Below are 19,433 nucleotides of genomic sequence, written 5' to 3' on the forward strand. Positions count from 1 at the left end.
AATCTGATGTGGCTGGTGGCCACCGGCTCCCTGCTGGCGGGGAGCTGGGGACTGGTCCGGAAACCGCGGCCGCTCGTCCGTCGGCTGGTCTTTCTGGTGGTCTGCCTGCTCTATCGCCTGCGCCTGAGAGGCCAGGGCCACATTCCCGCCCGCGGTCCCGCGGTGGTGGTCTGCAATCATGTCAGCTTCATGGACGCCCTGGTGATCGGTGGTGCCAGCCGCCGACCGTTGCGCTTCCTGATGGACAAGCCGATCTATGATTCGCCCTGGCTCAACTGGTTGTTCCGGCTGGTGGGGGCCATCCCGGTGGAGTCGGAGCGGCGCGATCCGGGCAATATCCGCCGGGCCCTGGAGCAGGTCAGCCGGGCGCTGGCCGAGGGCGAGGTGGTGATGCTGTTTCCCGAGGGGCGGCTGACCCCGGACGGCGAGGTCCAGCCCTTTCGGCGTGGCCTGGAACTGATCCTGGCCCGGGACCCGGTGCCGGTGATTCCCGTGGGGCTGTCCGGCCTGTGGGGGTCCTGGACCTCGCACCATGGCGGCCGTGCGCTGAGCAAGCCGCCGCGACGTTTCCGGGCCAGGGTGGCGCTCTACTTCGGCGAGCCCCTGGCGCCCCATGAGGCCAGCCGTCCCCGGGTCGAGGCCAGGGTGCGCTCCCTCAAGGCGCAGGCCGACCAGTGGGTCGAGCGACGGTCGTGCGACGCCCTCTCGCAGCGCTGACTAGCGCTGCCTGGTGGGGCGGCGTGTCGGCGTCCAGCAGCGGGCGGCCGTGATCAGGTTGTCGCGCACCTCGAGGATCTCCATTCTCACGTTGCCGATCTGCAGGCAGGCGGCGCCGTCGGGAAAGGACTCCAGGTGCTCGAGGATCAGGCCGTTGAGTGTCTTGGGGCCATCGGTGGGCAGTTGCCAGCCCAGGGTCTTGTTGATGTCGCGGATGTTGGCGGTGCCGTCGATGACGTGGCTGCCGTCGTCCTGCAGGTGGATCTCCTGATCCTGGCCCGCCACGTCGGTGGTGAATTCGCCGACGATCTCCTCGAGGATGTCCTCCAGGGTCACCAGGCCCTCCACGTCGCCGTATTCGTCGACCACGATGCCGATCCGGCGCTTCTGCTTCTGGAAATTGAGCAGCTGGGTATGCAGGGGGGTGGACTCGGGAATGAAGTAGGGCTCCCGGGCCTCCTGCACGATGGCGGCCTTGGTCACCTCTTGGCGGGAGAGGAAGCGCGCCGCGTTGCGCAGGTGCAGCATACCGATGATGTTGTTGATGTCGCCCTTGTAGACCGGCACCCGGGTGTGCTGGCTGGTGCGGATCTGGGTCAGGATCTCCTCCAGGTCGTCGTCGAGGTCGATGCCCATCACCTCGTGACGCGGGACCATGATGTCGTTCACGGTGACATTCTCGAGGTCGAGGATCGACAGCAGCATCGCCTGGTGGCGATGGGGGATCAGGGTGCCGGCCTCGTGCACCACGGTGCGCAGCTCGTCGCGGGTCAGGTTGTCGCCGCCGCCCTCGATGCTCTTGACGCCGAGCAGGCGCAGCAGGCCGTTGGAGATGGCGTTGACCAGCCACACCAGCGGATAGAGCAGCTTGAGCAGCGGTTCCAGCACCAGCGAGGCGGGGTAGGCGATGCGCTCGGGCCTCACGGCGGCGTAGGTCTTGGGCGTGACCTCGGCGAAGATCAGGATCACGATGGTCAGGATCAGGGGAGCGACGGCCGGGCCGGTGACCTCACCGAAGAAGTGGATCGCCAGCACGGTGGCGATGGCGGCGGCCAGGTTGTTGACCAGGTTGTTGCCGATCAGGATCACGCCGATCAAGCGGTCGGGTCGCGACAGCAGTCGGACCACCCGCAGGGCGCGTGACTCGCCGCTGTTGGCCTGGTGGCTCAGGCGGTAGCGGTTGATCGACATCATGCCGGTCTCGGAGCTGGAGAAGAAGGCGGATAGACAGATGAGCAGGAACAGTAGGCCGAACAGCAATCCCAGCGGGAAGTCGTCGCTCAAGTCGAAGCATCCTCAATGGCGTATCAGGCTCGAGTTGTAGGGACTCGACACGGCAGTGTCAAGGCGTCCGGGGTCGCCGGCTCAGCCACGGCTCAGCACGACCTCCAGCACGAACTTGCTGCCGAAGTAGGCCAGCAGCAGCACGGCGCAGCCGCCCAGGGTCCAGCGCACCGCGCGCATGCCGCGCCAGCCCAGCCGGTGGTGGCTGAACAGCAGCACCGAGAAGATCACCCAGGCGGCCAGCGAGAGAATGGTCTTGTGAGCCAGGTGCTGGGCGAACATGTTCTCGACGAACAAGAAGCCGCTGGCGATCGACATCGTCAGCAGGGCCAGGCCGGCCCAGATCAGCTCGAAGAGGATCCGCTCCATGGTGGTCAGGGGCGGCAGGGCCTGGACGATGCCGCGGGTGTGATGATGGCGCAGCGCCTGGTTCTGCAGGCCCAGCAGCACCGCCTGGACGGCGGCGATGGCCAGCACGGCGAAGGCCAGTACCGAGCTCAGGGCGTGCAGGGCGATCCCCGGCGTCAGGCCGGCCGTGCGTTCGGGGCTGGGCAGGCCCGTGGCCAGCAGCAGTGCCGCGCCGGCCAGCGGGAAGAGCCCCACGGCGGCGTTGAGCACCGGCTTGAAGAAGCTGACCACGATCAGCAGCAGCACCACCACGGCGCCGGCCACGATCGCACTGGTGGAGAGGCCGGGCAGCACCGCCTGGCCCTGGCCGAAGAGCCCGGCGGCCAGCGGCAGATGGCAGAGCAGCCCCAGCACGCCCAGGCCACGGACCAGCGCGGGGCGCGACGGTACCCGCCGCGCCAGGGTCAGGGCCTGCCAGGAGGCTGCGGCGACATAGAGGATGAAGGCCAGGATGGCCAGGGGAAGCGCCTGCATCGATTGCTTTCCATGCGCCTACGCGAGCGCCTGATGGTGGTTGAACAGCGTGTCGCTACTATACCCAATCCCCCGGGTTGCGCACAGACCGCGCGGCTTGCCGGTGTCGCGCATGGAGACTCGCGGCCACAGGGCGTATAATCTCTGCCCATATTCCGGCCGTCGTCACTGGAGAGGCCAATGTTCCAGAATCTCAGCGAGCGTCTGTCGCAGACGCTCAAGTCGATCAAGGGTCAGGCGCGCCTGACCGAAGAGAACGTCAAGGACACCCTGCGCGAGGTGCGTCGAGCGCTGCTCGAGGCCGACGTCGCGCTGCCGGTGGTCAAGGCGTTCATCGAGCGGGTGCGCGAGCGTGCCGTGGGGCAGGAGGTGTCGCAGAGCCTCTCGCCGGGCCAGCAGTTCGTCAAGATCGTCCAGCAGGAGCTCGAGGCGGTCATGGGCGAGGCCAACGAGGGGCTCGTGCTCAAGGGCTCGCCCGCGGTGGTGCTGATGGCCGGCCTGCAGGGGGCGGGCAAGACCACCTCCGTGGCCAAGCTGGCGCGCTACCTCCGCGAACGCGAGAAGAAGAAGGTGCTGGTGGTCTCGGCGGACGTCTATCGTCCCGCGGCCATCGACCAGCTCGAGACCCTGGCCGCCGAAGTGGGCGTCGACTTCTTTCCCTCGCGCAGCGACCAGCAGCCGGTGGCCATCGCCGAGGCGGCGATCAGGCACGCCAAGATCCAGTTCCATGACGTGGTGATCGTCGATACCGCCGGCCGCCTGGCCATCGACGAGGCGATGATGGCCGAGATCCAGGCGTTGCATAAGGCCGTGACGCCCCAGGAGACGCTGTTCGTGGTCGACGCCATGACCGGCCAGGACGCCGCCAATACCGCCAAGGCCTTCTCCGATGCCCTGCCGCTGAGCGGGGTGATCCTGACCAAGGCCGACGGCGACGCCCGCGGCGGTGCGGCGCTGTCGGTGCGTCACGTCACCGGTAAGCCGATCAAGTTCATGGGGGTGGGCGAGAAGGTCGATGCCCTCGAGCCCTTCCACCCGGATCGCGTGGCCTCGCGCATCCTCGGCATGGGCGACGTGCTGTCGCTGATCGAGGAAGCCGAGCGCACCGTCGACAAGCGCAAGGCCGAGAAGCTGGCCAAGAAGGTCAAGAAGGGCCAGGGCTTCGACCTCGAGGACTTCCGCGACCAGCTCCAGCAGCTCAAGAAGATGGGCGGCATGGGGGGGCTGCTCGGCAAGCTGCCGGGCATGGGCCAGATGGCCGAGATGGCCCAGGGGCCCGGGCCCGAGAAGGAGCTGGGCAAGCTCGAGGCGCTGATCAACTCCATGACCCCCCAGGAGCGGCGCAAGCCGGAGATCATCAACGGCTCGCGCAAGCGCCGCATCGCCGCCGGTGCCGGCCTCCAGGTGCCCGATCTCAACCGCCTGCTCAAGCAGCACAAGCAGATGCAGAAGATGATGAAGAAGGCGGGCAAGAAGGGCGGCATGCAAAACATGATGCGCGGCATGTCCGGCATGATGGGCGGAGGCGGTCCCGGTGGCCCCGGCGGCCCCGGTGGGATGGGAGGGCCCGGCGGCTTCCCCCGGCGCTGAGCCTTGGTCAGTCATGGCTGCAATTGGCGAGAGGCGCCGGGGACAGGTCGAAGAGGGGGGCCGCCGACCTGTCGCCGGAACCGCCTCGAGCGTTGCCGCCATCTGCGATAGCCCTGCCGGTCCCCCGAAAAAGGTTCCCAAGCCGGGCTGTTTTCCGTAGAATGCTGCGTCTTCACTGGCAGGACCGCGAATGTTCGCGGCCGCTGTCGTGACCGAATGCCCGAAGTCGGGCCTGCGGCCCGCTTCCCGAGCAGCCGTGCTCTGAACAGAAACGTTTCGAGAAGCAATGTTGAAGGCCCGTGGCTCACCGCCGCGGCCCAGCAGAGTCAACCGTAACCTCAACCGAAGGACAGACTACGCCATGGTTACCATTCGTCTGGCACGTGGTGGCGCCAAGAAGCGTCCCTTCTACCACCTGACCGTGACCGATTCACGCAACGCCCGCGATGGCCGCTTCATCGAGCGCCTGGGCTTCTTCAACCCGATCGCCCGCGGTCAGGAAGAACGCCTGCGCATCGACCTGGATCGCATCGCCCACTGGCAGAGCCAGGGCGCGCAGCTCTCCGGCCGCGTCGCCGAACTGGTCAAGGAAGCGCGCAAGCAGGCCTGAAGGGCCTGACTTGCCTGCCTGAAGGTCCGTCACGGGGTCGTCGATGAGCGATAACGCGCAAGCGCAGCCGAGCGACGATCATGTGGTGCTGGGCAAGTTGACCAGCCCCTATGGTGTCAAGGGCTGGCTCAAGGTGTATTCGTACACCGGCCCGATGGAAGGCATCCTCGACTATGCCGAGTGGGTCCTGCGCCACGACGGTCGGCTCGTTCGCCGGCGGTTGGTCCAGGGGCGCCGGCACGGCAAGGGGCTGGTGGCCCTGCTGGAGGGCGTCGACAGCCGCGAGGCGGCCGAGTCCCTGGCCGGCGCCGAGATCCTGCTGCCCAAGGCGGAACTGCCCGAGCTCGCCGGCGATGACTACTACTGGTATCAGCTGGAAGGGTTGAAGGTGGTGACCCGCGAGGGCGTGGTGCTCGGGCGCATCGCCTACCTGTTCGAGACCGGCGCCAACGACGTCATGGTCGTGAAGGGCCAGGGCGATGACGCCATCGACGATCGCGAGCGGCTGCTGCCTTTCCTGCCCGATGACGTGGTGCTGGACGTGGATCTCGAGGCCGGCGTGATGAGCGTCGACTGGGACCCCGAGTTTTGAGTCCCGACCTGACCTCGGAAGCCCCGGGCACGGAAAGTGAGCAGGGCATGTGGATCGGCGTCGTGTCGCTGTTTCCCGAGATGTTCGAGGCGATCACCCGCCACGGCGTCACCGGGAGGGCGGTGGAGAAGGGGCGTATCGCGCTGGAGTTCTGGAACCCCCGCGACTACGCCACCGACCGCCACCGCACCGTGGATGACCGCCCCTACGGCGGTGGCCCCGGCATGCTGATGAAGGTCGACACCCTGCGCGCGGCGATTCATGCCGCCCGTGAGCGGGCCCGGGTCGCCACCGGTGAACGCCCCAGGGTGATCTACCTGTCGCCCCAGGGGCGCCGCCTCGATCAGGCGGGCGTGCAGGAGCTGGCCTCGGGCCCCCCCCTGGTGGTGGTGGCCGGGCGCTATGAAGGCATCGATGAGCGCGTGGTGGAGACCGACATCGATGAGGAGTGGTCGATCGGCGATTATGTGCTCAGCGGCGGCGAGCTGCCGGCCATGGTGCTGATCGATGCCGCGGCCAGGCTGGTGCCCGGGGTGCTGGGCCATCAGGATTCCGCGGTCGAGGACTCCTTCAACGACGGGCTGCTGGACTGCCCGCACTATACCCGCCCCGAGGAGATCGACGGGCGGCGAGTGCCGGAGGTCCTGCTCAGCGGCAACCACGGTGCCATCCGGCGCTGGCGGCTGAAGCAGTCCCTGGGACGCACTTGGCAACGTCGTCCCGACCTGCTCGAGGGCAGGACGTTGAGCGACGAGCAGCAGCGGCTGCTCGCGGAGTTCATCGAGGAATACGCTCTGTCCACCAGGTAGGTCAGGGCGGAGGTGCAGGACGCCGACTCCTGAGGAGTCGCGGACCTGCGTCACCAATCAGCTCCCGCGCTCTCGAGCCTCGGCTCGGGCGCCGGGATCACGACTCACCGGCAACGAACCGGATCCGGCGAGTCACGTTATCGAGGAGTCATTGTCATGAGCAGCAAGAACAAGGTGATCCAGGCGCTCGAAGCCGAGCAGATGAGCAAGCAGGTGCCGGAGTTCGCCCCGGGTGACACCGTGGTCGTGCAGGTCAAGGTCAAGGAAGGCAGCCGCGAGCGTCTGCAGGCCTTCGAGGGCGTGGTCATCGGCAAGCGCAACCGCGGCCTGAACTCCGCCTTCACCGTGCGCAAGATCTCCCACGGCGTCGGCGTCGAGCGGACCTTCCAGACCTACAGCCCGCTGGTCGACTCCGTGAGCGTCAAGCGTCGCGGCGACGTGCGCCAGGCCAAGCTGTACTACCTCCGCGAGCGCAGCGGCAAGTCCGCCCGCATCAAGGAAAAGCTGGCCTGAGGCCGAGGCCTGCCGGCTTGCGGTGCCGGGGCTGATGTCCCGCACCGATCGCGAAACCCCGTCACCGCTGCCGCGGGGCGGGGTTTCGTTGTAGAGGGCCGGACCACCCGGGAGGTCGGATGCCGACGGGCGATGACGCGAGCACACTGATCGACGCCTTCCTCGATGGCCTGTGGCTCGAGCAGGGGGCGAGCGACAACACCCTGGACGCCTATCGCCGCGACCTGGCGGCCTGGGGGAAGCGACTCGAGGCACGGGGGGAACGTCTGCTGGCCCCGGGGGCCGGAACCCTGCCGGCCTGGATCGACGAGCGCCGCGAGGCCGGCTACCAGCTGCGCAGTACCGCCCGCCTGCTGTCGAGCCTGCGGCGCTTCTATCGCTGGGCGCTGGCGGAGGGCATGATCGCGGCGGACCCCCTGGTCGAGGTGCGACTGCCCCGGGTGCGGCCGGCGCTGCCGAACACCCTCGAGGAGGCCGAGGTCGAGCGGCTGCTCGAGGCGCCCGACCTGACCACCGACCTGGGGGTGCGTGACCGGGCCATGCTCGAGGTGCTCTACGGGGCCGGCCTGCGGGTCTCGGAGCTGGTGGGTCTGACCACCGATGCGTTGAACCTGCGCCAGGGCGTGGTGCGGGTGCGCGGCAAGGGCGACAAGGACCGCCTGGTGCCGCTCGGGGAGGAGGCGGTGGCCTGGCTCGAGCGTTACCTGCGTACCGCCCGCGGGGCGCTGATGGCCGATGTCACCCGGCCGGCGCTGTTTCCCGGGCGCGGCGATCGAGCGATGACGCGCCAGGCCTTCTGGTACCGCATCAAGGTCCATGCGCGCGTCGCCGGTATCGACCGGCCACTCTCGCCGCACACCCTGCGCCACGCCTTTGCCACCCATCTGTTGAATCATGGGGCCAACTTGCGTGTCGTACAGCTGCTGCTCGGTCACAGCGATCTCTCGACCACGCAGATCTATACCCATGTGGCGCAGGTGCGACTGGAAGCCCTGCACGCCGACCATCATCCGCGAGGCTGAACATGAGAAGACACGTCCCGACATTCCTCGGCGGCCTGCTGGCCGCCACCCTGGCCGGCCCGCTGCTCGCCCAGGCCGATCCGGCCGCCCGCCTGGCCGAGAGGCTGGCGGTGAATGGCCAGCCGATGCCGGTGGAGAGCGTCCGGGAGACGCCGATGGAAGGGCTCTATGAGGTCCGCCTGGAGACCGGCGAGAGCTTCTACAGCGACGCCGAGGGGCGCCACTTCCTGGTCGGGGATCTCTACGAGAACGCCGGCCAGGGCCTGGTCAACCTGACCGAGCAGGGGCGAAATGCCGAGCGCGCCGAGCGCCTGGCGGAGATTCCCGATGCCGAGCGGGTGATCTTTCGCGGCGCCGAAAGCCGTGCCACGCTCACGGTGTTCACCGACACCACCTGCCCCTACTGCCGCCAGCTCCACGAGGAGGTGCCACGGCTCAACGAGCTGGGCATCGAGGTGCACTACCTGGCCTTTCCGCGGGCCGGCATGAATGGCGAGGGGGCGCGGGTGATGCGCCAGGTCTGGTGCGCCGACAATCCGACCGAGGCGATGAGCGCGGCCAAGCGGGAGGAGCGCCTCTCGGGTGCCGCGGACTGCGACAATCCGGTCGAGTCACAGTATCATCTGGGCATGGAGCTCGGCGTCCAGGGCACGCCGGCCATCGTGCTGCCCGACGGCCGCCTGGTGCCCGGCTATGTGCCGGCGGAGCGCCTGGCCGCCATGCTGGGCCTGGAGGAGTGAGCGGGGCCGCGACGACACGTCACGAGCGGCCCGTCGAAGGCCGCTCGACCTGCGCTGCGACACTTGCACGACAACTTGCACGACAAAGAGGGGAAAGACATTGAAACCGGTGAGAGTGGGAATCTGTGGCCTGGGGACCGTCGGTGGCGGGACCTTCAACGTGCTGACGCGCAATGCCGACGAAATCGCTCGCCGCGCGGGGCGCCCGATCGTCATCGAGCAGGTCGCCTACCGCAGCTCCAACCCCGGGTGTGACATCACCGGCATCAAGACCACCGCCGACGTCTTCGAGGTGGCCACTAATCCCGACATCGACGTGGTGGTCGAGCTGATTGGCGGCTACGAAGTGGCCCGCGAGCTGGTGCTCACCGCCATCGAGAACGGCAAGCACGTGGTCACCGCCAACAAGGCGCTGATCGCCGTGCACGGCAACGAGATCTTCAAGGCGGCCCACGAGAAGGGCGTGATCGTGGCCTTCGAGGCCGCCGTGGCCGGTGGCATCCCGGTGATCAAGTCGCTGCGCGAGGGCCTCGGCGCCAACCGCATCGAATGGGTGGCCGGCATCATCAATGGCACCGGCAACTACATCCTCACCCACATGCGCGACGAGGGGCGGGCCTTCGAGGACGTGCTGGCCGAGGCCCAGGCGCTGGGCTACGCCGAGGCCGATCCGACCTTCGACGTCGAGGGCATCGACGCCGCCCACAAGCTCACCATCCTCGCCTCCATCGCCTACGGGGTGCCGCTGCAGTTCGAGAAGGCCTATACCGAAGGCATCTCGCGGGTCACCGCCGAGGACGTGGAGCAGGCCGAGAATCTGGGTTACACCATCAAGCACCTGGGGATCTCCAAGCGCACCGAGACCGGCCTCGAGCTGCGCGTGCACCCGACCCTGATTCCCCAGGAGCGCCTGCTGGCCAACGTGCATGGCGTCAAGAACGCCATCGCCATCATGGGCGACGCCGTGGGCCCGACCCTCTACTACGGGGCCGGCGCCGGTGCCGAGCCCACCGCCTCGGCGGTGGTCGCGGACCTGCTCGACGTGGCGCGCGACATCGCCACCGACCACCACTACCGGGTGCCCTACCTGGCCTTCAGCGGCATCGGCGAGGACGACGGCGGCATGCCGATCATGCCCATGGAGAACATCGTCACCGCCTACTACCTGCGCCTGCTGGCGGTGGATCGCCCCGGGGTGCTGGCCCGGGTGGCGACCATCCTCGCCGAGCAGGGCATCTCCATCGAGGCCCTGATCCAGAAGGAGGCCACCGAGGGCGAGCTGGTGCCGATCATCCTGCTGACCCATCGCACCCGCGAGAAGCAGATGAACGAGGCGATCCGGCACATCGAGTCGCTGGCCGACATCGCCGGCCCGGTGACGCGGATCCGCGTAGAAAGCCTGGACGAGCAGGAATGAGCCGGGCTTCGCCCGGAGCCGTAAGCTATAAGCTTGAAGCTGAAAGAGCAAACCAGCGGATACTGGAGAGCTTGTAGCTGCCTAGGGTTGTTGCCGCTATCTGTAGCGAGGGGCGCCGGGGACAAGCCGAAGAGGAGGTCCTATGCCAGGGATGGCATCGGTAGCGCCCAGGGATGGGTTCACAGCGCCTCCTCGCAGGCTTGTCGCCGGATCAGCCCCGAGCGAGCAAAGGAACCGAACAATGCGCTATATCAGTACCCGCGGGCAGGCACCCGCGCTCTCCTTCGAGGAGGTCGTGCTCACCGGCATGGCCAGCGACGGCGGCCTCTATGTGCCGGAGGAGATCCCGACGCTCTGCCATGACGACCTGGCCGCCATGGCCGGCCTCTCCTACGCCGAGATCGCCTTCCGGGTGATGCAGCCCTACGTCAACGGCGAGATAGACGATGAGACGTTCCGTCGGATCGTGACGGAGGCGTACGCCACCTTCAGCCACGATGCCGTGGTCCCGCTCAACCAGCTCGATGCCAACCACTTCCTGCTCGAGCTGTTCCATGGCCCGACCCTGGCCTTCAAGGACGTGGCCCTGCAGCTGCTCGGCCGCCTGCTCGACCACTTCCTGGCCAAGCGCGGCGAACGCGCGGTGATCATGGGCGCCACCTCCGGCGATACCGGCTCGGCGGCCATCGAGGGCTGCCGCCACTGCGACAACCTCGACATCTTCATCCTCCACCCGCACAACCGGGTCTCCGAGGTGCAGCGCCGCCAGATGACCTCGGTGCTCGCCGACAACGTCTTCAACGTCGCCATCGAGGGCAACTTCGACGATGCCCAGGCCATGGTCAAGGCGAGCTTCGCCGACCAGTCGTTCCTCAACGGCACCCGGCTGGTGGCGGTGAACTCGATCAACTGGGCACGCATCATGGCCCAGATCGTCTACTACGTCGCCGCCGCCGTGGCGTTGGGGGCGCCGCACCGCCCGGTGAGCTTCTGCGTGCCCTCGGCCAACTTCGGCAACGTCTTCGCCGGCTACATGGCCTACCGCATGGGCCTGCCGGTGAAGCAGTTCGTCATCGCCACCAACGCCAACGACATCCTGCACCGCACCCTGGCCGACAACGACTTCTCCAAGAAGGAGCTCGTCGCGACCCTGGCGCCGTCCATGGATATCGTGGTGTCGTCCAACTTCGAGCGGCTGCTGTTCGAGGCCTACGAGCGCGACGGCGACGCCGTGCGCGCACTGCTCGAGCGCTTCCAGGCCGAGCCGGCGGCGCTGGCCGGCGCACCGCTCTCCCTCCTGCGCGAGAAGTTCGCCAGCCACAGCGTGGATGACGCCACCATCCTCGAGGTGATCCGCGAAGCGCACCATCGCACCCAGGAGATCCTCGACCCGCATACCGCCACCGGCTACCGTGCCGCCGAGCGGGTGCGGGCCGATGCCGCGACGCCGATGATCACCCTGGCCACGGCGCATCCGGCCAAGTTCGCCGAGGCGGTGGTCAAGGCGGGCTTCCCGGGCGTGCCGCTGCCGCCGCATATGGACGACCTGCTCGAGCGCGAGGAGCGCTATACCGTGCTGCCCGCCGAGCTGGCCGCAGTGCAGAAGTTCGTGGCGGAGAACCGCCGCTGAGGCCCCGGCCGGGACGATGTTGCCGGCGCCGGCGGGCCCTATGGGGTCAGACCCCGGCGGGGTCGGCTACGCTTGGCAAGGTGCACCCTGACAGGCTGGACAACTGGGCTGGGGTCTGACCCCATAGGGGCGGCCTCGGTGCCATGTTCGGTGCTCCTGCTGTCTCGATATGACGCCCGGTGTACCGGGCGTCGTCGTGTGGACCCTGAGAACCGCAGAGAAAGGAGTCTGGCTTGGATGCCGTGACCGATCCCCTTGATCTCCATGAGCGGCTGAAGCCACGTATCCAGCCGCGCCCCCGCGACGAGGCGCTCTACGCCCGCGCCCGCTCCGAGGGGCTCACCGAGCTGCAGGCCCGGGTACTGGCCGGGCGGTTGGCCGGCTACCGGGGGGAGCTCGCCCCGCTGGTCTCGCCGAGCCTGCGCCACCTGGCGCATCCCGAGCGCCTGGCGGATGCCCGTCGTGCCGCCGAGCGCATCGCCCGGGCGGTGGTCGACGGCGAGCATGTCGGCATCCTCACCGACTATGACGTCGACGGCATCACCTCCCATGTGGTGATCCGGCGGACCCTGGTCGAGCTGTTCGGGGTGCCGGAAGCCCGGCTGCACAGCCTGATCGGCCACCGCATCCATGACGGCTACGGCATCAGCCTGCCGCTGGTGGAACGGACCCTCTCGCTCGCGCCGCGGCCGAGCCTGGTGATCACCGCCGACTGCGGTAGCTCCGACGAGCCGCGCATCGCCCGGCTCAAGGCGGCCGGCATCGAGGTGGTGGTCAGCGATCACCACGCCCTGCCGGTGGAGGGGCCGCCGCCCTCGGCCTATGCCACCGTCAACCCCACCCGCGACGACTGCGACTACCCCGACCCGACGATCGCCGGCTGCATGGTGGCCTGGCTGACGATGTCACTGGCGCGGCAGGTGCTGATCGAGTGGGGCGTGCTGCCGGCGTCCACGCCCAAGCTGTCGCCCTGGCTCTCCTATGTGGCGCTGGGCACCGTGGCCGACTGCGTGTCGCTGGGCGGCAGCGCCGCCAACCGGGCGGTGGTCAGCCACGGCCTGACCCTGATCAACCGCATGGACGCCGCCTGCTGGCGGGCCATGGCGGCCAGGCTGGGCGATGACAGCGTACCCTTCGACGCCGAGACCCTGGCCTTCCAGATGGGCCCGAGGATCAATGCCCGTTCGCGGCTCGACGATCCCTATGCGGCGCTGCACTTTATGCTTGCCGAAGACGATGCCATCGCTCATCGCCATCTGGAGACGCTCGATCAGGACAACCAGTCGCGCAAGGCCATCGAGGCGGAGATGACCGAGCAGGCCAGGGCCCTGGCCATGGCGCCGCTGACTGCCGACGAGCCGGCCATCGTGGTGTTTCTCGAGAGCGGGCATCCCGGGGTGCAGGGGATCGTCGCCTCGCGGCTGGTGCAGGCCTTCGGCCGGCCGACCCTGGTGCTGACGCCGGCCGCGGCCCCCGGCATGCTCACCGGCTCCGGGCGCTCCATCGAGGGCCTGCACCTGCGCGACGCCCTGCAGCGGACCTTCGAGCTGGCCCCCGAGGCGCTGCCGCGATTCGGCGGTCACCGCGGCGCGGCGGGGGTCGGGGTACCGGTGGACAGGCTGGGAGAGTTCCACGCGGCCTTTCTGCAGGCGGTGGCCGAGCAGCTCGGCGACACCGAGCTCTACCCCAGGGTCTTCACCGATGGCGAGCTGGCCCCGCACCAGTTGAGCCTCGCCACCCTCGCCGAGCTCGAGGTGCTGGGGCCCTACGGGCGGGAGTTCGATGCGCCGCTGTTCGAGGGCGAGTTCCTGATCGAGGCCCTGCGCCCGGTCGGGGCCGACGGTAGCCACCTGATGCTCGAGCTCTCCAGCGGCGCCGCCGCCACCCAGGCGATCTGGTTCCGGGCGCTCACGCCCGGCGAGATCCCGGCCTTCGGCGTCGGCGACCGGCTGCGCTGTGCCTACAAGCTCAACCGAAACCGCTGGCGGGGGCGGGAGTCGCTGCAGCTGATGATCGAGCACGCCGAACGAACCCCCTGACGACGTTCCCTAATAAGTCGGCCAGACACCGGGCGTGGCCAGCTCCACCAGATGGGCGTCGGGGTCGCGGAAATAGAGGCTCTCCCCGCCACGTGGCCAGTGGGTACGGCCTTCGATGGTCACGCCATGGTCGTGGAGCTGGGCCTCCCAGGTCTCGAGCTCGCGGGCGGCGATGGCGAAGGCCAGGTGCACCCGCCCGGCACCGTCATGGGGGGGGATGGTGCCCATGTCGTTCGGCAGCACCACGGTTTCCAGTGTCTCGCCCCGCAGGAACAGCAGCAGTACCGAGCCGGCACCGGCGTCATAGGCGGTGAAGCGATGGTCGGCGTTGAAGGGCTCGAGTCCCATCACCCCCTCGAAGAAGGCCCTGGCACGGTCCATGTCCTCCACGTAGAGCGCGGTTTCCAGCACGCCGTTGAGCTTGGGCATGACCACCTCCCGGCGATGGCTTCCTTCCCTTCAGCCTAGCAGGTCGCCGTCAGCGCCGGGCCAGCCAGAACCACCGGGTGTAGTGGCGCACCGTCTCGGCTTGTCGGTTAGCGGAATCGCGGGCCTCGCGGGGTGATCGGATGATGGCCCAGGGCTAACCCCCTTCGGTGACTCACCGCTCATGCTCGGAAGGTGCTCTCCGGAGTGCAGTCGAAATATTTTGGTTAACTCAATGAAAGTTCAGGAGTTAAAACGATCGTGCGACCAAAGTATTAGCGATTTTCGGATTAAAACGAACGTTTGCCCTTGAACGATGGCGTGCAATAGGCGAAAACGGGGCAGCTCACCAGCACCCCGGCGAGGGTGCATTACACAACCAGCTCCAGCACGAATCTGGAAAAGGACGTCGAGACCATGCACAACAAGTTCAACAAGCTCTCCATGGCCGTGGCCATTGCCTCCTCCGCTCTGGTCGCCTCTCAAGCCTTCGCTTCCGGCTTCCAGGTCCGTGAGCAGAGTGCCAAGACCCTGGCCAACGCCCTGTCCAACGCCGCTGCCGGGGCCGAGGATGCCGGCTTCATGGCCTACAATCCGGCGGCCATCGGCAATATCGACGGCAACCAGGTCGTCGGTGGGCTGGCCTATATCGATGCCGACTTCGAGCTCAGGAATGCCGAAGCGTCCGATGCCTCGGGACTGTTTGATTTTGACCGTGGCGGTTCACGCCAGGGCGGGGAGGCCGCCTTGGTACCGTCCTTTGCTGCCAAGACCCGGCTCAAGGAGCGGTTCGATCTTGGCCTGGCGGTCTATGCGCCCTATGGCCTGTCGACCGAGTACGACGAGGACTGGATCGGGCGTTACCACGCCATCGAGTCCGAGCTCGAGACCATCGACTTCCAGCCGACCTTGAACTATCGGGCTTCTGACCGCCTGAACCTGGCCGTTGGCCTGCGTGCCCAGTATGCCGATGCGACCCTCTCGAATGCCATCGACTTCGGGTCGGCGGCCGCCATGCAGGGCTTGCCCGGTGCCACCCCTGGGCAGAACGATGTCATTGGCGAAGTGACCGGCGACGACTGGGGGTATGGTTATATCCTCGGGGCCCTGTTCCAGGCCACCGAAAAGACCCGCCTGGGCATCGGCTACCGTTCGGAAATCGATCTGACGCTCGATGGCGAGCTGAAGGTGAAGGGTACCGATCCCGTCTCGGATGGCGCCATTGACGCAGGCCTCGTAACGGGAACTGGAGGAAAGGCAGAGCTTACTACCCCAGCCAACCTGAATCTGGGGGTCTATCACCAGTTGACCGACCGCCTGGCGCTGATGGCCAATGCCGAGTGGACCGAGTGGAGCAGCTTCGACGAACTGGTGGTGGAGTTCGAGGATGGCAGGGCGCCGAGCCGTACCGAGGAGAACTGGGACAATACCTGGGCCTTCTCGGTGGGGGCCAACTATGCGCTCACCCCGCAGTGGTTGCTGCGTGCCGGCCTGGGTCATGACGAGACGCCGATCCCCGGCAGCGAATTCCGCACCCCGCGGGTGCCGGACGCCGACCGTACCTGGGCGACCCTGGGGGCTACCTGGATGCCGACCGCCGACCTGGGCATCACCGCCGGTTATATGCGTGTCTTCGGCGATGATGTCGACATGAATCAGGATGGGACCAAGGAGGAGAACGCGACGCGGGGCAACCTCTCGGGGACCTATGAGGTCTCGGCGGATGTCTTCGCCCTCTCGGTGGACTATCGCTTCTGACGCCAGTGTCCCCGCCAGCCTCGGCCGGGGCTGGCGATCCGGGGTCGTATTCTCGGGTCGTGGTGGATGCGACGCGGCGGCACATTCGCTACAATGATCGCCTTTTCCGTGCCGTCGGCGCACTGGCTCGCTGCCAGCGCTCCGGCGGCCGATTTTCCACTGCAGACTCAGGCGAGCCCCATGCTGGAAACCAACCCCGTCCATAACCTCATCAAGGACCTGTCTGAGCGGACAGACGTCCTGAGGGGGTATCTTTGACTATGCCGAAAAGAAGGATCGGCTAGAGGAAGTCACCCGCGAGCTGGAGGACCCGGGCGTCTGGAACGACCCCGACTATGCCCAGAAGCTTGGCCGTGAGCGTGCCTCGCTCGAGCAGATCGTGGCCACCATCGACGAGCTCGACCAGGGGCTGGGTGACAGCCGCGACCTGCTGGAGCTGGCCGAGATGGAGGAGGACGCAGCCACCGTCGCCGAGGTCGAGAAGGAGCTCGACGGGCTCAAGGCCAGCCTCGAGACGCTCGAGTTCCGGCGCATGTTCGCCGGCCCGATGGACCAGAATAACGCCTACCTGGACATCCAGGCCGGCTCCGGCGGCACCGAGGCCCAGGACTGGGCCAACATGCTGCTGCGCATGTACCTGCGCTGGGCCGAGCATCACGGTTTCAAGGCGGAGATCATCGAGGCCTCCGCCGGCGAGGTGGCGGGCATCAAGTCGGCGACGGTGCATATCCAGGGCGACTACGCCTTCGGCTGGCTGCGCACCGAGACCGGCGTGCATCGCCTGGTGCGCAAGAGCCCCTTCGACTCCGGCGGCCGCCGCCACACGTCGTTTGCCTCGGTGTTCCTCTCGCCGGAAGTCGACGACAGCTTCGAGGTCGAGATCAACCCGGCGGACCTGCGCACCGATACCTACCGCTCCAGCGGCGCCGGCGGCCAGCACGTCAACACCACCGACTCGGCAGTACGCATCACCCACGAGCCGACCGGCATCGTGGTGGCCTGCCAGAGCCAGCGCAGCCAGCACGCCAACCGCGACTTCGCCATGAAGCAGCTCAAGGCGAAGCTGTGGGAGCACGAGATGCAGAAGCGCAACGCCGCCAAGCAGGAGGCCGAGGACTCCAAGGCGGACATCGGCTGGGGCAGCCAGATCCGCTCCTACGTGCTCGATGACCAGCGCATCAAGGACCTGCGCACCGGGGTGCAGACCAGCAACTGCGACAAGGTGCTCGACGGCGATCTGGACCCGTTCATCGAAGCCAGTCTCAAGCAAGGACTGTAGCCACGAGCCTCGAGCGACGAGCTGCGAGCGAAACATCGTCCCTTGTCGCTCGTGGCCCGTAACCCGTGGCCCGTAGTAGCTCATTCTTTACAGGTAGCGTAATGGCCAACCAGGATTCACCTCAACACGACGAAAATCGCCTGATCGCCGAGCGCCGCGCCAAGCTGGCCGAGCGTCGCCGGCTGGCCGAGAGCCGCGGCGAGAGCGCCTTCCCCAACGACTTCCGTCGCGACAGCCTGGCCGCCGAGTTGGCTGCCGAGCTGGGTGACAAGGAGAAGGAGGAGCTCGAGGCCCTGGGCCGTCATGCCGGGGTCGCCGGCCGGATCATGCGCAAGCGTGGCCCCTTCATCGTCATCCAGGACGTCTCGGGCCAGATCCAGCTGTACGTCGACAAGAAGGGGCTGCCGGCAGAGGTGCTGGAGGACGTCAAGGGCTGGGACATCGGCGACATCGTGGCCGGCCGCGGGCCGGTGCACAAGTCGGGCAAGGGCGACCTCTACGTGATGATGGTCGAGGCGAAGCTGCTGACCAAGAGCCTGCGCCCGCTGCCCGACAAGTTCCACGGCCTCACCGACATGGAGGCCCGCTACCGTCAGCGCTATGTCGACCTGATCATGAACGCCGACTCGCGTCGGACCTTCGAGGTGCGTGCCGCGGTGATCAGCGCCATGCGCCGCTTCTTCGAGGCCCGCAGCTTCATGGAGGTGGAGACCCCCATGCTGCAGCCGATTCCCGGCGGTGCCGCTGCGCGCCCCTTCGTCACCCACCACAATGCGCTGGACATCGACATGTACCTGCGCATCGCGCCCGAGCTCTACCTCAAGCGCCTGGTGGTGGGGGGCTTCGAGCGGGTCTTCGAGATCAACCGCAACTTTCGCAACGAGGGGCTTTCCACCCGGCACAACCCCGAGTTCACCATGATCGAGTTCTATCAGGCCCATGCGAACTACCATGACCTGATGGATCTCACCGAGGAGATGCTGCGCAGCGTCGCCCGGCAGGTGCTCGGCACCACCACCGTGGTCAACACCGTGCGCAATGCCGAGGGCGAGGTGCTGGAGACCTTCGAGTACGATTTCGGCCAGCCGCTGAGACGGATCAGCGTGTTCGACGCGATTCTCCAGTTCAACCCGGAGATCCATGCCGAGGCGCTGGCCGACGAGTCGGCCGCGCGCCAGATCGCCGAGCGCCTGGACATCGACGTCAAGGATGGCTGGGGGCTGGGCAAGGTGCAGATCGAGATCTTCGAGAAGACCGTCGAGCATCGCCTGCAGCAGCCGACCTTCATCACCGAGTATCCCACCGAGGTGAGCCCCCTGGCGCGACGCAAGGACAACGATCCCTTCGTCACCGAGCGCTTCGAGTTCTTCGTCGGCGGTCGCGAGATCGCCAACGGTTTCTCGGAGCTCAACGACGCCGAGGACCAGGCCGAACGCTTCCGCGCCCAGGCGGCGGAGAAGGAGGCCGGCGATCTCGAGGCGATGTTCTACGACGCCGACTACGTGCGGGCCCTGGAGTACGGCCTGCCGCCCACGGCGGGCGAGGGCATCGGCATCGACCGGCTGGTGATGCTGTTCACCGACAGCGCCTCGATCCGGGATGTGTTGCTGTTCCCGGCCATGCGCCCCGAGGCGGTGGAATAGTTGGTAAGGGGCGCCGCGAGCGCCCATAATGGTCAGCGTTTCGACGTCGAGGAGACCACGATGAAACTGCTCAACCGCTCCGCCCTGAGCGTCAGGCCGACCCGGCATTTCGTGGAATGGATCAATGCGCTGGAACCCACGGTGGGGGACGACGACTTGACCCTGGCCGACGTCGAACGGGAAAGCACCGTCTACCTGATTCCCGAGATGGACACGCCCGAGGCCCTCGAGGCCTTCGTGCGCGAGCGCTACCTCGAGATCCTCGAGACCGAGTTGCGCGCCTGGGAAGAGGACGAGCGCCAGTGGCCCGAAGCTCTCGACTGGGCGCTGTTCCAGCGCTTCCTGCAGGTCGAGCACAGCTATCTCGCCATCGACCTGGACGACGAGGCGGCCCTCGAGATCTCCGAGGTCGATGATAGCCTGCTCCTGGAGACCGACCAGGATTGATCGTCCCGCTGCCCGGGAGTGACCTCGAGAAACCG

General features: G+C 67.4%; 18 protein-coding genes. 15 read left to right on the forward strand and 3 right to left on the reverse strand.

The window, feature by feature from the left end:
- Positions 1-6: 6 nt before the first annotated feature.
- On the forward strand, positions 7-717 hold the full coding sequence (locus tag MKP05_RS01825) for a 1-acyl-sn-glycerol-3-phosphate acyltransferase (protein ID WP_240566929.1): 711 nt from the start codon (positions 7-9) through the stop codon (positions 715-717).
- Here MKP05_RS01825 and MKP05_RS01830 read toward each other — a convergent pair whose 3' ends face one another.
- Both MKP05_RS01830 and MKP05_RS01835 read right to left on the reverse strand, forming a co-directional pair.
- Positions 718-2,001 carry an HlyC/CorC family transporter gene (locus MKP05_RS01830; protein ID WP_240566779.1) on the reverse strand — a complete coding sequence of 428 codons (1,284 nt, stop codon included), beginning with the start codon at positions 1,999-2,001 and terminating at the stop codon, positions 718-720.
- Positions 2,002-2,082: 81 nt separating this feature from the next.
- Positions 2,083-2,883, reverse strand: coding sequence for a cytochrome C assembly family protein (locus MKP05_RS01835; RefSeq protein ID WP_110282893.1), 801 nt, complete (start codon positions 2,881-2,883; stop codon positions 2,083-2,085).
- Between the two features lie 180 nt (positions 2,884-3,063).
- Here MKP05_RS01835 and ffh point away from each other — a divergent pair, with 180 nt between their 5' ends.
- The 10 genes from ffh (at position 3,064) to MKP05_RS01885 (ending at position 13,845) form a co-directional block, all read left to right on the forward strand.
- Positions 3,064-4,473 carry a signal recognition particle protein gene (ffh, locus tag MKP05_RS01840; protein ID WP_110282894.1) on the forward strand — a complete coding sequence of 470 codons (1,410 nt, stop codon included), beginning with the start codon at positions 3,064-3,066 and terminating at the stop codon, positions 4,471-4,473.
- A 361-nt stretch (positions 4,474-4,834) separates the two neighbouring features.
- A complete protein-coding gene (rpsP, locus tag MKP05_RS01845) occupies positions 4,835-5,083 on the forward strand; it encodes a 30S ribosomal protein S16 (RefSeq protein ID WP_110282895.1) in 249 nt (82 codons plus the stop codon).
- Between the two features lie 43 nt (positions 5,084-5,126).
- Complete coding sequence (rimM, locus tag MKP05_RS01850; RefSeq protein WP_240566780.1) at positions 5,127-5,675, forward strand: ribosome maturation factor RimM; 549 nt, start codon at positions 5,127-5,129, stop codon at positions 5,673-5,675.
- A 47-nt stretch (positions 5,676-5,722) separates the two neighbouring features.
- Positions 5,723-6,484, forward strand: coding sequence for a tRNA (guanosine(37)-N1)-methyltransferase TrmD (trmD, locus tag MKP05_RS01855; protein WP_240566781.1), 762 nt, complete (start codon positions 5,723-5,725; stop codon positions 6,482-6,484).
- Positions 6,485-6,640: 156 nt separating this feature from the next.
- Positions 6,641-6,997 carry a 50S ribosomal protein L19 gene (gene rplS, locus MKP05_RS01860; RefSeq protein WP_110282898.1) on the forward strand — a complete coding sequence of 119 codons (357 nt, stop codon included), beginning with the start codon at positions 6,641-6,643 and terminating at the stop codon, positions 6,995-6,997.
- Positions 6,998-7,116: 119 nt separating this feature from the next.
- The gene (gene xerD / locus MKP05_RS01865; RefSeq protein ID WP_110282899.1) at positions 7,117-8,019 is read left to right on the forward strand and encodes a site-specific tyrosine recombinase XerD; all 903 of its coding nucleotides are present in this window, start codon (positions 7,117-7,119) and stop codon (positions 8,017-8,019) included.
- A gap of 2 nt (positions 8,020-8,021) precedes the next feature.
- Positions 8,022-8,759 (forward strand): DsbC family protein, encoded by a 738-nt coding sequence (locus tag MKP05_RS01870; RefSeq protein WP_110282900.1) that lies wholly within the window; start codon positions 8,022-8,024, stop codon positions 8,757-8,759.
- A 100-nt stretch (positions 8,760-8,859) separates the two neighbouring features.
- Entirely contained in the window at positions 8,860-10,176 is a 1,317-nt protein-coding gene (locus MKP05_RS01875; protein ID WP_110282901.1) for a homoserine dehydrogenase, read from the forward strand.
- A gap of 241 nt (positions 10,177-10,417) precedes the next feature.
- Positions 10,418-11,806 carry a threonine synthase gene (gene thrC, locus MKP05_RS01880; RefSeq protein ID WP_240566782.1) on the forward strand — a complete coding sequence of 463 codons (1,389 nt, stop codon included), beginning with the start codon at positions 10,418-10,420 and terminating at the stop codon, positions 11,804-11,806.
- Positions 11,807-12,048: 242 nt separating this feature from the next.
- A complete protein-coding gene (locus MKP05_RS01885; RefSeq protein ID WP_240566783.1) occupies positions 12,049-13,845 on the forward strand; it encodes a single-stranded-DNA-specific exonuclease RecJ in 1,797 nt (598 codons plus the stop codon).
- A 9-nt stretch (positions 13,846-13,854) separates the two neighbouring features.
- Here MKP05_RS01885 and MKP05_RS01890 read toward each other — a convergent pair whose 3' ends face one another.
- Positions 13,855-14,274, reverse strand: coding sequence for a VOC family protein (locus MKP05_RS01890; protein ID WP_240566784.1), 420 nt, complete (start codon positions 14,272-14,274; stop codon positions 13,855-13,857).
- A gap of 414 nt (positions 14,275-14,688) precedes the next feature.
- On the opposite strand from MKP05_RS01890, the gene MKP05_RS01895 reads away from it, so the two are divergent.
- The 4 genes from MKP05_RS01895 to MKP05_RS01910 all read left to right on the forward strand — a co-directional run bounded on the left by MKP05_RS01895 (position 14,689) and on the right by MKP05_RS01910 (position 19,398).
- Positions 14,689-16,029 carry an OmpP1/FadL family transporter gene (locus tag MKP05_RS01895; protein WP_240566785.1) on the forward strand — a complete coding sequence of 447 codons (1,341 nt, stop codon included), beginning with the start codon at positions 14,689-14,691 and terminating at the stop codon, positions 16,027-16,029.
- 180 nt (positions 16,030-16,209) lie between these two features.
- Positions 16,210-17,308 (forward strand): peptide chain release factor 2 gene (gene prfB / locus MKP05_RS01900; protein WP_110282905.1). Its coding sequence is split into 2 segments (ribosomal slippage): positions 16,210-16,284 and positions 16,286-17,308, totalling 1,098 coding nucleotides; the frame shifts between segments, so codons are not numbered across the junction.
- Between the two features lie 101 nt (positions 17,309-17,409).
- A complete protein-coding gene (gene lysS, locus MKP05_RS01905) occupies positions 17,410-18,951 on the forward strand; it encodes a lysine--tRNA ligase (RefSeq protein ID WP_240566786.1) in 1,542 nt (513 codons plus the stop codon).
- A 60-nt stretch (positions 18,952-19,011) separates the two neighbouring features.
- Positions 19,012-19,398 carry a hypothetical protein gene (locus MKP05_RS01910; RefSeq protein WP_110282907.1) on the forward strand — a complete coding sequence of 129 codons (387 nt, stop codon included), beginning with the start codon at positions 19,012-19,014 and terminating at the stop codon, positions 19,396-19,398.
- The last annotated feature ends 35 nt before the right edge of the window (positions 19,399-19,433 follow it).

This window comes from Halomonas flagellata (assembly GCF_022487945.1).
Lineage (GTDB): Bacteria > Pseudomonadota > Gammaproteobacteria > Pseudomonadales > Halomonadaceae > Halomonas > Halomonas flagellata.

What these genes read in the sequence shown, in the direction of transcription:
- rpsP (WP_110282895.1), top strand. Translation starts at nt 4,835, where the DNA reads ATGGTTACCATTCGTCTGGCACGTGGTGGCGCCAAGAAGCGTCCCTTC.
- rimM (WP_240566780.1), top strand. Translation starts at nt 5,127, where the DNA reads ATGAGCGATAACGCGCAAGCGCAGCCGAGCGACGATCATGTGGTGCTG.
- MKP05_RS01870 (WP_110282900.1), top strand. Translation starts at nt 8,022, where the DNA reads ATGAGAAGACACGTCCCGACATTCCTCGGCGGCCTGCTGGCCGCCACC.
- MKP05_RS01895 (WP_240566785.1), top strand. Translation starts at nt 14,689, where the DNA reads ATGCACAACAAGTTCAACAAGCTCTCCATGGCCGTGGCCATTGCCTCC.
- rplS (WP_110282898.1), top strand. Translation starts at nt 6,641, where the DNA reads ATGAGCAGCAAGAACAAGGTGATCCAGGCGCTCGAAGCCGAGCAGATG.
- trmD (WP_240566781.1), top strand. Translation starts at nt 5,723, where the DNA reads ATGTGGATCGGCGTCGTGTCGCTGTTTCCCGAGATGTTCGAGGCGATC.
- lysS (WP_240566786.1), top strand. Translation starts at nt 17,410, where the DNA reads ATGGCCAACCAGGATTCACCTCAACACGACGAAAATCGCCTGATCGCC.
- xerD (WP_110282899.1), top strand. Translation starts at nt 7,117, where the DNA reads ATGCCGACGGGCGATGACGCGAGCACACTGATCGACGCCTTCCTCGAT.
- MKP05_RS01910 (WP_110282907.1), top strand. Translation starts at nt 19,012, where the DNA reads ATGAAACTGCTCAACCGCTCCGCCCTGAGCGTCAGGCCGACCCGGCAT.
- thrC (WP_240566782.1), top strand. Translation starts at nt 10,418, where the DNA reads ATGCGCTATATCAGTACCCGCGGGCAGGCACCCGCGCTCTCCTTCGAG.
- MKP05_RS01835 (WP_110282893.1), bottom strand. Translation starts at nt 2,883, where the DNA reads ATGCAGGCGCTTCCCCTGGCCATCCTGGCCTTCATCCTCTATGTCGCC.
- MKP05_RS01890 (WP_240566784.1), bottom strand. Translation starts at nt 14,274, where the DNA reads ATGCCCAAGCTCAACGGCGTGCTGGAAACCGCGCTCTACGTGGAGGAC.
- ffh (WP_110282894.1), top strand. Translation starts at nt 3,064, where the DNA reads ATGTTCCAGAATCTCAGCGAGCGTCTGTCGCAGACGCTCAAGTCGATC.
- MKP05_RS01825 (WP_240566929.1), top strand. Translation starts at nt 7, where the DNA reads ATGTGGCTGGTGGCCACCGGCTCCCTGCTGGCGGGGAGCTGGGGACTG.